At 73.1% G+C, this 13,530-nt stretch carries 12 protein-coding genes; 10 read left to right on the top strand and 2 right to left on the bottom strand.

Annotation, left to right across the window (positions count from 1 at the left end):
• Positions 1-24: 24 nt before the first annotated feature.
• Genes WMR31_RS19960 through WMR31_RS19950 form a run of 3 tightly spaced genes read left to right on the top strand, consistent with a single transcriptional unit; the run spans position 25 to position 2,548 of the window.
• The gene (locus WMR31_RS19960) at positions 25-1,368 is read left to right on the top strand and encodes an aspartate aminotransferase family protein (RefSeq protein WP_340540652.1); all 1,344 of its coding nucleotides are present in this window, start codon (positions 25-27) and stop codon (positions 1,366-1,368) included.
• Between the two features lie 9 nt (positions 1,369-1,377).
• Positions 1,378-2,157: a helix-turn-helix transcriptional regulator gene (locus WMR31_RS19955; RefSeq protein WP_340540651.1), complete on the top strand. Its 780-nt coding sequence runs from the start codon at positions 1,378-1,380 to the stop codon at positions 2,155-2,157.
• 10 nt (positions 2,158-2,167) lie between these two features.
• The gene (locus tag WMR31_RS19950) at positions 2,168-2,548 is read left to right on the top strand and encodes a VOC family protein (RefSeq protein WP_340540650.1); all 381 of its coding nucleotides are present in this window, start codon (positions 2,168-2,170) and stop codon (positions 2,546-2,548) included.
• Between the two features lie 10 nt (positions 2,549-2,558).
• Here the strand turns inward: WMR31_RS19950 and WMR31_RS19945 are convergent, their stop codons facing one another.
• Entirely contained in the window at positions 2,559-3,395 is an 837-nt protein-coding gene (locus WMR31_RS19945) for a maleylpyruvate isomerase family mycothiol-dependent enzyme (RefSeq protein ID WP_340540649.1), read from the bottom strand.
• A gap of 216 nt (positions 3,396-3,611) precedes the next feature.
• Here WMR31_RS19945 and aroH point away from each other — a divergent pair, with 216 nt between their 5' ends.
• Genes aroH through der form a run of 4 tightly spaced genes read left to right on the top strand, consistent with a single transcriptional unit; the run spans position 3,612 to position 6,834 of the window.
• Positions 3,612-3,995 carry a chorismate mutase gene (gene aroH, locus WMR31_RS19940; protein WP_340540648.1) on the top strand — a complete coding sequence of 128 codons (384 nt, stop codon included), beginning with the start codon at positions 3,612-3,614 and terminating at the stop codon, positions 3,993-3,995.
• Between the two features lie 33 nt (positions 3,996-4,028).
• Entirely contained in the window at positions 4,029-4,700 is a 672-nt protein-coding gene (gene cmk / locus WMR31_RS19935) for a (d)CMP kinase (protein WP_340540647.1), read from the top strand.
• Positions 4,697-5,458 carry a lysophospholipid acyltransferase family protein gene (locus tag WMR31_RS19930; protein ID WP_340540646.1) on the top strand — a complete coding sequence of 254 codons (762 nt, stop codon included), beginning with the start codon at positions 4,697-4,699 and terminating at the stop codon, positions 5,456-5,458. Before cmk ends, WMR31_RS19930 begins: the two co-directional genes overlap by 4 nt.
• Positions 5,455-6,834 carry a ribosome biogenesis GTPase Der gene (der, locus tag WMR31_RS19925; RefSeq protein WP_340540645.1) on the top strand — a complete coding sequence of 460 codons (1,380 nt, stop codon included), beginning with the start codon at positions 5,455-5,457 and terminating at the stop codon, positions 6,832-6,834. Before WMR31_RS19930 ends, der begins: the two co-directional genes overlap by 4 nt.
• Positions 6,835-6,837: 3 nt before the next feature.
• On the opposite strand, the gene WMR31_RS19920 is transcribed toward der, so the two are convergent.
• On the bottom strand, positions 6,838-7,698 hold the full coding sequence (locus WMR31_RS19920) for a hypothetical protein (protein WP_340540644.1): 861 nt from the start codon (positions 7,696-7,698) through the stop codon (positions 6,838-6,840).
• 94 nt (positions 7,699-7,792) lie between these two features.
• Here WMR31_RS19920 and imuA' point away from each other — a divergent pair, with 94 nt between their 5' ends.
• From imuA' to WMR31_RS19905, 3 genes are read left to right on the top strand one after another with little or no spacing between them, the layout of a single operon-like run.
• Positions 7,793-8,497, top strand: coding sequence for a DnaE2-dependent mutagenesis accessory factor ImuA' (gene imuA', locus WMR31_RS19915; protein ID WP_340540643.1), 705 nt, complete (start codon positions 7,793-7,795; stop codon positions 8,495-8,497).
• A 25-nt stretch (positions 8,498-8,522) separates the two neighbouring features.
• Complete coding sequence (locus WMR31_RS19910) at positions 8,523-10,097, top strand: Y-family DNA polymerase (RefSeq protein ID WP_340540642.1); 1,575 nt, start codon at positions 8,523-8,525, stop codon at positions 10,095-10,097.
• A gap of 13 nt (positions 10,098-10,110) precedes the next feature.
• Positions 10,111-13,527: an error-prone DNA polymerase gene (locus WMR31_RS19905; protein ID WP_340540641.1), complete on the top strand. Its 3,417-nt coding sequence runs from the start codon at positions 10,111-10,113 to the stop codon at positions 13,525-13,527.
• Positions 13,528-13,530 lie beyond the last annotated feature (3 nt).

Genomic DNA, 13,530 nt, shown 5'->3' with positions numbered 1-13,530 from the left:
CGACCGGGCTGCCATGATCCGGTGATGATCGACCGCACCCGCCTGGCCGAGTTCCGGGCCGCCGAGGAGAACCGGTTCGCCGAGCTGCACCCGCGCTCGGCCGCCCTGTCGCAGCAGGCGTCCGAGCATCTGCTGGCCGGGGTCCCGATGCCGTGGATGACCCGCTGGCCCGGATCGTTCCCGGTGTTCTTCGAGTCCGCCGGCGGCGCCCGGTTCACCGACGTCGACGGACTCGAGTACGTCGACCTGTGCCTGGGCGACACCGGTGCGATGACCGGCCACGCACTCGCGCCGGTGACCGAGGCGGTGCGCGACCGGGCGGCATCGGGAATCACCACGATGCTGCCGTCGGCCGACGCCGCGTGGGTGGCCGAGGAGCTCGCGCGCCGGTTCGGACTGCCCGCGTGGCAGCTGGCGATGTCGGCCACCGACGCCAACCGGTTCGTCCTCCGCTTCGCCCGGCATCTCACCGGGCGGCCCAAGATCGCGGTGATGGACTGGTGCTACCACGGCACGGTCGACGAGACCCTCGCCGTGCTGGAGGACGGCGAGGTGCGGCCACGCCCCGGCGCCCTCGGACCGCAGGTCGACGTCGCGCTCACCACACGGGTCGTGCCCTTCAACGATCTCGACGCGCTGGAGGCCGCGCTGGCCCACGGCGACGTCGCGTGCCTGCTGATGGAGCCGGCTCTGACCAACATCGGGATCGTGCTGCCCGACGACGGCTACCTCGCCGCCGTCCGGGAGATCACGCGCAAGCACGGCGTCCTGCTGGTCATCGACGAGACCCACACCCTGTGTGCCGGACCGGGCGGCGCCACCGCTGCGTGGGGACTCGACCCCGACCTGCTCGTGGTCGGCAAGCCGATCGGCGGCGGCATCCCCGTGGCGGCCTACGGGATGAGCGCCGAGGTCGCCGAGCGACTGCGCGGGCCGATGCTGGGCCACGAGATCGACGTCGCCGGCGTCGGCGGCACCCTCACCGGGAACGCGCTGGCCACGGCCGCGGTCCGCGCCACGCTGTCGCACGCCCTGCGCGCGGAGGACTTCGCCGTCGCGATCCCGCTCGCCGAGCGGTTCACCGACGGCGTCGCCGCGGTGATCGCCGAGCACGACCTGCCCTGGCACGTGCAGTCGCTGGGCTGCCGCGCCGAGTACTGGTTCTGCCCGCCGCCACGCACCGGCGCCGAGGCGGCCGCGGCGGTCGATGAGGACCTGGAGGGCTTCTTCCACCTGTGGGCGCTGAACCGGGGCGTGCTGATGACGCCGTTCCACAACATGGCGCTGTTCTGCCCGGCCCACACCGAAGCGGACGTCGACCGGCACACCGAGGTCTTCGCCTCCGCGGTGGCGGCGCTGACTGCGTAGTCTGGACCGATGCTCCCGCCCGGGGTGGTCAGCCTCCGTGCCTACGACGTCGTGGGCGACCCGGGGGTGCACACCGGAATGCCGTCGACGAGCCTGACCCTGATCCTCTCGGTCGACGAGCCGCTGCAGGTGGGCTGGGCCGGACGCCCCGCGACCCGCACCAGCCACTGGGGCGGACTCGCCGGACTCCACGACCTGCCGGCGCAGATCCACCACGGTGGCCGCCAGCGGGGTGTGCAGGTGTCGTTGAGCGTGGCCGGTGCGCGGGCGCTGCTCGGGCTGCCGGCGTCCGCCCTGGCCGGTGTCGTGGCCGACGCCGCCGACGTCGACCCGGTGTTGCGCGAACTGCCGGCGCGGCTGGCCGAGGCGGCGCCGCAGCGGTGGGAGAGCCTGGTGGCCGATGCGCTCCTCGCCGCGCTGGCGAGTCGAGCGGGCGCCGGCGCGGCCGTGCCCCGCGCCGAGGTTGGTCACGCCTTCCGCTGCCTCGCGGCGGGTATGGCGGTCGCCGACGTCGCGGACGAGGTCGGCTACAGCCGCCGCCATCTCACCGCGCTCGTGCGGGCGGAGGCGGGAGTGAGCCCCAAGACCTACGCCCGCCTGGCCCGCTTCGAGCGCAGCCATGCGCTGGTCAAGCGGGGCGTCCGGTTGGCCGAGGTCGCCGCTCGGTGCGGCTACACGGACCAGTCCCACCTGGCCCGTGACTGGCGGGACCTGGCGGGGTGCAGTCCGCGCCGCTGGCTGAGCCGAGAGTTCCCATTCGTCCTAGCGGCCGGGGGCGCGGGTGAGTGACATTGGGTCGATGAACGTCTCCCACATCAAGCACTGGCCTTCGATGACCTTCCGTGATGTCGACGCGATGACCGACTGGTTGAGCACGATCGGCTTCCGCGAGCACGCCACCTACCGCGACGACTCCGGCGCCGTCGTCCACGCCGAATGGGTCTGGGACGGCGGCGGCATTATGTTCGGCGTCGCCCGCGACGACGCCTTCGCCACCGAGCCGGGCGCCTCGTCGGCCTACCTCGTGGTCGAGGACCCCGACGACGTGGTCGAGCGCGCGGTCGCGGCCGGGGCGAGCGTCGTCCAAGCGGTGAAGGACCAGGACTACGGCGGTCGCGGCGGCAGCGTGCGCGACCCGGAGGGCAACCTGTGGTCGTTCGGGAGCTACCAGCCGGGGTGAGCCGGTCGTCTCAGGGCGTCACGGCCAACTTGTCCAGGACCGCCCGGGCCAGGTCCTGATCGCCCTCGATCACGACGTCGCTGGTCTGTGCGACCTGGTCGGCCGGACGGCGTCCGCCGGCGAGGATCGCGTGCGCCTCGCGGGTGAGCCGGATGCGCGTGGTCGGGTCGGCGGGGGCCTCCACGACGGCGGCGCGGCCGTCGGCGCCGACCTCCACCGCGACCGGTGCCGCGCCCTCGACGTCGAGGACGACCGTCGTGCCGGGCGGGGGAGCCACCCGCTTGCCGACCACGACCGGCAGGCTGCGCAGGAAGACGCGCGTGGTGTGCTCGGCGCCGGGGGAGTCCAGCCCTCCGGCGCGGCCGACGGCGCGCCGGACGTCCTGCTCGTGCATCCACAGGTCGACCGGGCGGTTGCTGAGCAGGGTGCGCGTGTCCCAGCCGAGGGCGCCGAAGGCTCCGGCTGCGGGTGCCGCGGCGTCGGTGGGCGGCGTGGCCAGCAGATCGCGGTGGCGTGCGCCCGCCGCGTCCCGGATCTCGGCGACCAGCTCGGCACCGGTTCGCTCGCGGCGGGCCGCCACGCCCTGCTCGGTGAAGGTGCCCATCGGATTGCGCACGTGGGCCGGCTCCCCGACGTCCACCTGGTCGTCGTGGGGCGTCCCGGCCAGAAGCGCCTCCAGATGGGCGATGTGGGCCGCCACGTCGCGCACGGTCCAGCCCTCCAGGTCGGTGGCCGCGCTCCACTCCTCCGGGCCCAGCTTCTCGAGCAGGGAGGTGAAGTCGTCGATCCCGCGCCACCACACCTCGATGTACCCGCCGAGCTCCGCGCTGTCGTCGCCGTCGTCCATGGCTCGCACGGTACTGGTCCGGGTGGGTGAGGAGGGTTGTCTGGGGCGTGGGCTGCTGGCGGCGGCAGGCGGCGGCATGTTACTGACCGTTGTGACCTCTGACCTGCTCTTGTAAGCGCAGGTCAGAGGTCACAACGGTCAGTAACAAGTCGCAACGGTCAGTAACAAGCCGGGCGGCCAGGCGAGCCGGAGCCGGGGCTCACTAGGGTGGGAGCCATGGCAGTGCGTGCGGTGCGAGGAGCGACTCAGCTCGACGTCGACGACCGGGACCAGATGCTGGAGCGGGTCTCGGAGATGGTGCTGGACGTGATGACGTCCAACGGACTGGGGGTCGATGACTTCATCTCGGTCATCTTCACCGCCACCGGCGACCTGCACAGCGAGTTCCCGGCCTACGCCGCGCGGCAGCTCGGGTTCGGCGAGGTGCCGCTGATCTGCGCGCGCGAGCTGGAGATCGAGGGCTCCATGCCGCGGGTGGTGCGGATGATGGCGCACGTCGAGACCGACCTGCCGCGCGCCGAGATCACCCACTGCTACCTGCACGGTGCCGCCGCGCTGCGCTCGGACCTGACCCGGGTGCGCTCAGTTCCCGACCAGTAGCCCCACCGGTCGGCACCAGTAGCATTACGCCCCGTGACAGGGGATGAGGCATCGCTCGACACCATCGTGATCGCCGTCGACGGGACGTCGGGATCGGGGAAGTCGAGCACCTGCCGGGGCGTGGCGACCCGCCTGGGGCTGCGCTACCTCGACACCGGCGCGATGTTCCGCGCGGTCACCTGGTGGATGCTGCGGCACGACATCGACGTCCACGATCCCGAGGCGATCGCGGCCCGGGCCGAGGAGCCGGTGCTCGCCTCCGGCACCGACCCCACCGGGCCGACGATCGCGGTGGACGGCCAGGACGTGAGCGTGCAGATCCGCACCGACGCGGTGAACCGGGCGGTCTCGCCGGTGAGCACCGTGCCCGCGGTGCGCAGCAGGCTTCTGGAGCAGCAGCGCGAGATCATCGGCTCCGGGGGCATCGTGGTGGAGGGGCGCGACATCGGCTCGACGGTGTGGCCGCAGGCCGAGGTGAAGGTCTACCTCACCGCCGACCCGGCCGCCCGGGCAGCGCGCCGGGCGCTCGAGGAGGGCGGCAGCGACGTCGCCGCGACCGAGCAGATCCTCCGCGACCGCGACCGGATCGACTCCGGCCGGGCGACCGCACCGCTGGTGCGCGCCGACGGCGCCGTCGAGATCGACACCACCACGCGCACCCTCGACGAGGTGATCGACCTGCTCGTCGGCCTCGTCCCGCGATGAGGGGCGAGTCGGCCGCGCGCGCGGACCTGCCGCGCACCGACGACCTGCGCACCCCCACGCGCTGGCTGCTGCACGGCGGCCGCCCGACGACCAGGTGGCTCATCCGGCGTCGCTTCGACGTGCACGTGCTCGGCGCCGAGCACATGCCGGCGACGGGGCCGGTCGTGCTCGCCGCCAACCACATCGGGGTGATCGACGGTCCGCTGCTGGCGATCTTCGCCCCGCGTCCGGCCCACGCGCTCACCAAGATCGAGATGTTCAAGGGCCTCCTCGGCGGCTTCCTCCGGCTGACCGGGCAGATCCCGCTCGACCGGTTCCACACCGACCCCCGCGCGGTGCGCACCGCGCTCAGGGTGCTGCGCGAGGGCGGAGTGGTCGGGATCTTCCCCGAGGGCACCCGCGGCGCCGGCGACCTCGACCGGTTCCACCGCGGCGCGGCCTACCTCGCGATGGTGACCGGCGCGCCCGTCGTCCCGGTCTTCATGTTCGGCACCCGCGAGCCCGGTGGCGCCAGCTCGTCCCTGCCGCCACGCAAGGCACGGATCGACCTGGTGCTCGGCGCGCCCATCGACGTCGATGCGGTGCCCTGGCCGCGCACGCGAGAGGATGTCGCGAAGACCTCACGCCTGCTCCGCTCTCGGATGCGGGCCGAGCTTCAGGAAGCGATTCGCAGCACCGGGCGTTCTCTACCCGGGCCGCTCCCTGTGGACCAGCGCGAACCAGACCCCGGCGGGGGCGTCACGGAGAGTTCAGCATGACCGAGCACGACCTGGGCGAGGAGCCCACCTTCGACGGCGGGTCCCTCGAGGAGACCGACGGACCGGTGCCGATCCTGGCCGTCGTGGGCCGCCCCAACGTCGGCAAGTCGACGCTGGTCAACCGGATCATCGGACGCCGCGAGGCGGTCGTCGAGGACGTCCCCGGCGTCACCCGCGACCGGGTCTCCTACGACGCCCACTGGAACGGACGCGCGTTCACCGTGGTCGACACCGGCGGCTGGGACCCCGATGCCCGCGGCCTCGCGCAGCGTATCGCCGCCCAGGCCGAGGTGGCGGTCTCCCTGGCCGACGCGGTGCTCTTCGTGGTCGATGCGACCGTCGGCATCACCGACGCCGACGAGGAGGTCGTCAAGATCCTGCGCCGCTCGGGCAAGCCGGTGGTGCTCGCGGCCAACAAGGTCGACGACCTGCGCACCGAGGCCGAGGCCTACTCCTTGTGGAACCTCGGGCTGGGGGAGCCGTGGCCGGTCTCGGCGCTGCACGGCCGCGGATCGGGCGACCTGCTCGACGCCGTCCTCGCCGCGCTGCCCGAGACCCCGCCCGAGCGTGACAAGGAGCCCGGCGGCCCGCGCCGGGTCGCGATCGTCGGCAAGCCGAACGTCGGGAAGTCCTCCCTGCTGAACAAGCTCGCCGGGGAGGAGCGCGTCGTCGTCGACAACGCCGCCGGCACCACCGTCGACCCGGTCGACGAGCTGATCGAGCTCGGCGGACGCACCTGGCGCTTCATCGACACCGCCGGCATCCGCAAGCGGGTCAAGGAGGCGTCCGGGCACGAGTACTACGCCTCGCTGCGCACCACCACCGCCATCGACCGGGCCGAGGTGGTCGTCCTCGTCATCGACGGCGGTGAGTCGATCTCCGAGCAGGACCTGCGGATCATCCAGACCGTGCGCGAGGCCGGACGGGCGCTGGTGATCGCCTTCAACAAGTGGGACCTCGTCGACGACGAGCGCCGCTACTACCTCGATCGCGAGATCGAGCGGGACCTGGTGCAGGTGCAGTGGGCGCCGCGGATCAACATCACCGCGCGCACCGGCTGGCACGTCGACCGCCTCGTCCCCGCCCTCGACAAGGCCCTGGAGGGCTGGGAGACCCGGATCAGCACCGGCGCCCTCAACGCCTTCCTGGGCCGGCTCGTCGCCGAGCACCCGCACCCGGTCCGCAGCGGCAAGCAGCCCAAGGTGCTGTTCGGCACCCAGGCGGGCACCGAGCCGCCGACGTTCGTGCTGTTCACCTCCGGGAAGCTCGACGCATCCTACGAGCGGTTCATCGAGCGGCGGCTGCGCGAGGAGTTCGGCTTCGTCGGCACCCCGATCGTGATCAACCAGCGGGTGCGGGAGCGGCGCAAGAGGTGAGCGCTACTCGATCGGGTAGCGGTACGGCTCGAGCTCGGCGCAGGTCTCGTTGGTGAGGACCGGGACGATCCGAAGGCTGTAGGGCACACCGTCGATCGTCCATCCAGATGGGCCAGCCGATGGGGAGCTCTGGGTGTCGAGCACGTCGCGGACCCTCTTCGCGGTGGCGGCGTCGATCACCTGGCAGCCGAGCCGGTGCGAGAGGGCCTCGCCGGAGAGTGGATCGACGTCGTCGAGCGGCCAGACGGGCAACGGCTCCCCGCCGGGGCCCGCGTACTGCTCGGAGCTGATGAGGAACCACTGGTCGGGCTCCCAGGTCCGGCCGGCCTCGCGGACGGCATCGGCGGCGTGATCCAAGAACGCGACGAGCTCGCCGCGACGCTCGGCGGCCGAGCCCTCGTAGCCCTGTGCCTCCGGCACCCACACCTCGATCGCGCGCGGTGTCGTGCCGCTGGCGGAGCCGAGAGTCACGGTGGTGAAGCTGCCGTCGAGTCCGGGGTCGCCGTATCCCGAGGTGGCCAGGGCGTCCGCCTCGCTGAGCAGGTCGCTCAGCTCCGGTTGCTCCAGTTGCCCGGTGAGCAGCCGGGTCTCGCCCTCGACGTGGTCGAAGGCGCGGAAGGAGCCGTCGCCGGTGATCCGGATCGACGGCGGGGTCGGGACCTCCTGCACCTCCGGATCGGGGAAGGCGGAGACCACGCTCACCGCGAGGGCGACCTGGTCGAAGTCGCCGCTGGTCTGCACACGTGATTCGTCCCGATCACGACGGTCGTCACCGCTGGTCGCGTCCCCCTCGCCGCCGCAGGCGGAGAGCAGGAGCAGGCACAGGAGTGCCGGGGCCGAGGCGTTGCGCGAGCGATGGATCATGGAAGATGGACGCGGTCCAGACCGCTCCGGTTCCGAGACCGGTCCACCTGCACCTCCGCTTGATTTGTTCGAACAGGTGTTCGATCATGGCGGAGTGCCCCTCACGTCCACGCTCGATCCCTCTCGCTCGGTCCTCGAGCAGCTGCGAGAGAAGGTCGCGGCGATGGAACGGCAGCCGGCACGACAGCCGATCGCCACGCTTCCCGCGCTGGCCGAGCTCGTCCCGCTGTACGCCGGCGCCGCCTACTCCGTCGACAGTGCGGCGCTCGGTCTCGCCCTCGCCGCCGGGGCCTCGCAGGCAGGTGAGTGGGTCGGCTTCGCCGGGTGCCCCGACTTCGGAGCCGAGGCGGCTGCAGACCTCGGGGTCGAGCTCTCCCGCACGGTGCTGGTGCCCGACCCGGGTGAGCACTGGCTGGAGGTCACCGCCGCACTGATCGACGTGCTACGCGTGGTCGTCCTGCGGCCGCCTGCCGCGCGGGTCGACCAGAAGGCGGCCGGCATCTTGGAGTCGCGGCTGCGGCACCGCTCCTCGGCGCTGATCGTGTGGGGCGAGTGGCCGCGCTGCGAGGCCAGGCTGTCTATGGAGGAGTCGTACTGGTCCGGTGCCGACGCGGGCGGCGGGCGCCTGCGCGAACGCCGTGCCCGGGTCGCCGTCCGGCGTGGCGCCCGCCCGCCGGTCAGGGCAGATCTGTGGCTTCCGGGTCTCGACGTCGCGCTCGCGCCGGTGGGGGAGCCCAGTGAGTCCGGGGATTCCGGCGAGGTGCTCGACCTCGAGGTGATCCGGCAGGCCACCGGATGAGCGCGGTGCGACCCGGAGGATCACGATGCGGGTGATGGTCGTGTGGTGCCCAGACTGGCCGGTCGTCGCCGGGCTGGCCGAGGGAGAGCACGCCGCGCACACGTCGGCGGCGGTGCTGTCGGCGAACATCGTGGAGGCCTGCAACCAGCCCGCCCGCGCCGAGGGGGTCCGCCGCGGACAGCGTCGCCGCGACGCCCAGGCGCGCTGCCCCGAGCTGGTGCTGCTCGCCGACAACCCCGACCGCGACGCCCGTGCGTTCGAGCCGGTGCTCGCCGTCGTGGAGGACCTGCGCCCCGGCGTGGCCGCGCTGCGACCGGGGCTGCTTGCGGTCCGGGCGCCGGGCAGCTGGTTCGGCACCGAGGAGAACGCCGCGGCCACGGTGTCCCAGGCGCTGGTGGAGTCCGCGGTCTGGGATGTGCGGATCGGGATCGCCGACGACCTCTTCACCGCCGAGCAGTCGGCGCGCCGCGCCCGGCTCCAGGGATGGGAGGTCGTCGCGCCGGGCGGCTCGGCGGCCTACCTGCGCGGCCTGCCGGTCGACGTCCTGGAGGCCGACGGCCCCGAGGGCCGCGAGGTCGTGAGCCTGCTCAAGAGGCTCGGCCTGCCCACCCTCGGTGACCTCGCCGCGCTGCCCGCCGACGCCGTCGAGCACCGGCTCGGCCGCTACGGCGCCACCGTGCGGCGTCGGGCGCGCGGCGAGGACGCGGCGGTGTTCGCCGCACGCACGCCGCCGCCCGAGCTAGAGGCGGAGGTCGCCTTCGAGCCGCCGCTGGAGTCGGTCGAGGCGGTGACCTTCAGCGTCCGCACGACCGCCGAGCGGTTCGTGACCCAGCTCGGCTCACGCCAGCTGGTGGCCACCGGCGTCCGCGTGGAGGCCGAGGCCGACGGTGCGATCGTCTCGGCGCGCACCTGGCTGCATCCGCGCTACTTCGGCGCCCGCGACCTGGTCGACCGGGTGCACTGGCAGCTCCAGCCCGACGCCGGGCTGCGTTCGCGCAAGACCTCCGGACGCGGAGGCGGCGTCCGGGCGCCGATCGAGCGGGTTCGGTTCGTGCCCGAGACGGTGGAGCCGGCCGCGGCGCACGGCGAGGCACTGTGGGGCGGTGGCTCCGACGACCTCGTCGAGCGCGGGGTCGCCCGGGTCCAGGGGATGATCGGCTTCGACGCCGTGCGCCGTCCGGTCCTCCAGGGCGGTCGCGGACCGGCGTCGCGGCAGACCTCGGTGCCGTGGGGGGAGCGTCCCGTCGGGCTGCGTCCGCGCGACCGACCGTGGCCGGGCCGGGTGCCTGGGCCGCCGCCGGTGCGGGTCTTCGCCGACCCGCTCGGCGCAGAGGTCGTCGACGAGGTCGGCCACGTGGTCTCGGTCACCGAGCGGGGGGCGGTCACCACCGAGCCGCGCCGGTTCCGGGTCGTGGGGGCAGGGCAGCGTCCCGGCTGGCAGCCGGTGGCGGCGTGGGCCGGCCCGTGGCCGGCGGATGAGTCCTGGTGGGCCGGCGGTGCCGGGCTGCGCTCGTGGTTCCAGGTGGTCGGAGCCGACGGACAGGCCTGGCTGCTGCTGTGCGGCGCGGACGGCTGGTCGGTCGAGGCGGGTTACGACTGATGGGCCGGGACTGATGGGCTGGAACAACCCCGAGATGCCCTGGGCCGAGCTCGAACGCCGGCTGAGCGGTCAGCCGCGACGCGGCGGCGCCGAGGACGCACCGATCTCGCGACGCAAGAAGGCGCGGCCGAACCGACGCTCGATCGAGCGGCCCGCCGACGTCACGCCCTACGCCGAGCTGCACTGCCACAGCCATTACAGCTTCCTCGACGGCGCCAGCTCGCCGGCCGACCTGGTCGAGGAGGCGGTGCGCCTGGGGCTGCACGCGCTGGCGATCACCGACCACGACGGCTTCTACGGTGCCCCGATGCTCGCCGAGGCGGCGGCCGACCACGATCTGCTCACCGTCTACGGCGCGGAGCTGTCGCTCGGGCTGAGCGGCCCGCAGAACGGCGTCCCCGACCCGGAGGGCACCCACCTGCTGGTGCTCGCCCGCGGCGTCGAGGGCTATCACCGGCTCGCCTCGGCGCTCACCGAGGCGCATCTGGCCGGCGATGAGAAGGGCCGGCCGGTCTACGACCTCGCCGCACTCGGCGAGATCGGCCGCGGGCACTGGACGATCCTCACCGGCTGCCGCAAGGGAGCGATCCGCACCGCTCTCGATCGCGGTGGCCCCCGCGCCGCCGCGGCGGAGCTCGACCGGCTCACCGCGCTCTTCGGGCTCGAGCACGTCCTCGTCGAGCTGTCCCCGCGACCGGGTGCGGGGGAGACCAACGCCGCGCTCGCCGCGTTGGCCCGGACTCATGGTCTCGACGTCGTCGCGGCCGGCAACGTCCATCACGCCACACCTGCGCGGCACCGGCTCGCCTCGGCGATGGCCGCCGTGCGCGCCAGGCGCAGCCTCGCCGAGCTCGACGGCTGGCTCGACCTCTCGGCCTCCGCGCATCTGCGCAGCGGGGCGGAGATGGCCCGGGCACTGGCCGACCATCCCGACGCCGTCGCTCGGAGCGTGTCCCTGGCCGACGAGCTCGCCTTCGACCTGCGCAAGGCCTCCCCGTCGCTGCCCAAGCACCGGATCCCCGAGGGGCACACCGCCGACTCGTGGCTGCGCGAGCTCTCCCTGGCCGGCTTCGAGGAGCGCTACGCCGGCACCCCGCAGGAGACCGCGGCCCGGGCGCGGCTCGAGCACGAGCTCCGGGTGATCGCCGAGAAGGACTTCGCCGGCTACTTCGTCATCGTCCACGACATCGTCGACTTCGCCCGCAAGCGCAGGATCCTGTGCCAGGGCAGGGGATCGGCGGCCAGCTCGGCGGTCTGCTACGCGCTGGGCATCACCGCCGTCGACCCGGTCTTCTACCGCCTGCCGTTCGAGCGGTTCATCTCCGCCCACCGCGACGAGGAGCCCGACATCGACGTCGACTTCGACTCCGACCGCCGGGAGGAGGTCATCCAGTGGGTCTATGACACCTACGGCCGTCGCAACGCCGCCCAGGTCGCCAACGTGATCGGCTACCGCCCCCGGATGGCGGTCCGCGACGCCGCCAAGGCGCTCGGTCACTCCCAGGGGCAGCAGGATGCCTGGTCCAAGCAGATCGACGGCTGGTCGGCCGCGGTGGTCGGCGATGGTGGCGCCGAGGCCGTCGACGTGCCGGCGCCGGTGCTGGCGCTCGCCGACGAACTGCTCGGCGCCCCACGCCACCTGGGCATCCACTCCGGCGGGATGGTGCTCACCGAGCGGCCGATCGGCGAGGTGTGCCCGATCGAGCGGGCCAGGATGGACCGGCGCACCGTCTTGCAGTGGGACAAGGACGCCTGCGAGTCGATGGGGCTGGTGAAGTTCGACCTGCTGGGGCTGGGGATGCTCGGGGCCCTTGATCACATGATGCGGATGATCGAGGAGCGCCTGGGGGAGCCGTGGACGCTGGCGACGATGCCCAAGGAGGAGCCGGCCGTCTACGACATGCTCTGCCGCGCCGACTCGATCGGGGTCTTCCAGGTCGAGAGCCGTGCCCAGATCGGCACCCTGCCGCGGCTGCGGCCGCGAGAGTTCTACGACCTGGCCATCGAGATCGCCCTGATCCGGCCCGGTCCGATCCAGGGCGGCGCCGTCCATCCCTACGTGCGTCGCGCCACCGGCAAGGAGGAGGTCGTCTACGACCATCCCGATCTGGTGCCGGTTCTCGAGCGCACCCGCGGCGTGCCGCTGTTCCAGGAGCAGCTGATGGCGATGGCGGTGGCGCTCGGCGACTGCTCGCGCGACGACGCCGACCTGCTGCGCCGCGCGATGGGCTCCAAGCGAGGGGTGGAGCGGATCGAGTCGATCAAGGAGAAGCTGTACGCCGGGATGGCGCGCCGCGGGCTGGTGGGGGAGAAGGCCGACGGGATCTACACCAAGATCCTCTCCTTCGCGAACTTCGGGTTCGCCGAGTCGCACTCGTTGAGCTTCGCCCTGCTCGTCTACGCCTCCTCGTGGTTCAAGCTGCACTATCCGGCGGCGTTCCTGGCCGGGCTGCTGCGCAACCAGCCGATGGGCTTCTACTCACCGCAGTCGCTGGTAGGCGACGCCCGGCGCCACGGCGTCGACGTGCGCCGTCCCGACGTCCTGCGTTCGGGGGCGCAGGCAGAGCTGGAGCCTGAGGCACCAGGTGAGGGCGCCGACGTCGACCGGGGGCCGACCGGCCTCGATGCCTGTCTGCAACCGCGCTTCGAGCGGGTCGAGTGGCGCCCGGGCACTCCCGACCCCACCGGCGCCCACCGCCGCGACAAGCGGTGGGCGGTGCGCCTGGGGCTCGACGCCGTGCGTGGGATCGGCACCGACGTCGCCGAGCGGATCGTGGCGGCGCGCGACGAAGCGCCGTTCGGCGATGTCACCGACCTGTCGCGCCGTGCTGACCTGAGCTCCTCTCAGCTGGAGGCACTGGCCACCGCGGGGGCCTTCGAGTGCTTCGGGCTCGACCGCCGTCAGGCCTTGTGGGCAGCGGGGTTCGCCGAGCGGCGCGATCAGATCGCCGGCACCACCCCCGCACCGGCCGCACCGACGTTGCCGGGGATGAGCGAGGTCGACCTCACCCTCGCCGACCTGTGGGCGACCCGCATCTCGCCCGAGCGCCATCCCGTCTCGCATCTGCGCGAGGAGATCCGCCGCGCCGGGATCCGCTCGATCGGCGACCTGGAGGCGGTGGAGTCCCAGCGCCGGGTGCACGTCGCAGGGCTGGTCACGCACCGTCAGCGCCCCGGCACCGCCATGGGCGTCACCTTCCTCAACCTCGAGGACGAGACCGGGATGCTCAACGTGGTGTGCTCGCCCGGAGTGATGCGGACCCACCGCCAGGCCGCCCGCAACCGGGTCGCCGTCGTCGTCCGCGGGATCCTGGAGCGCTCCGAGGGAGTGACGAACCTGGTCGCAGACCGGGTCTCCCCGCTCGACGACGTCGTTCCCGGCGCTGGGGCGGTCCTCCAGTCACGTCAGTCCTCTCGCGACTTCCGCTGACTA

It is taken from the genome of Nocardioides epinepheli, assembly GCF_037936805.1.
Classification (GTDB): domain Bacteria; phylum Actinomycetota; class Actinomycetes; order Propionibacteriales; family Nocardioidaceae; genus Nocardioides.
Note: the sequence above shows the minus strand (reverse complement) of the source record. Positions and strands in the feature narration are given on the sequence as shown.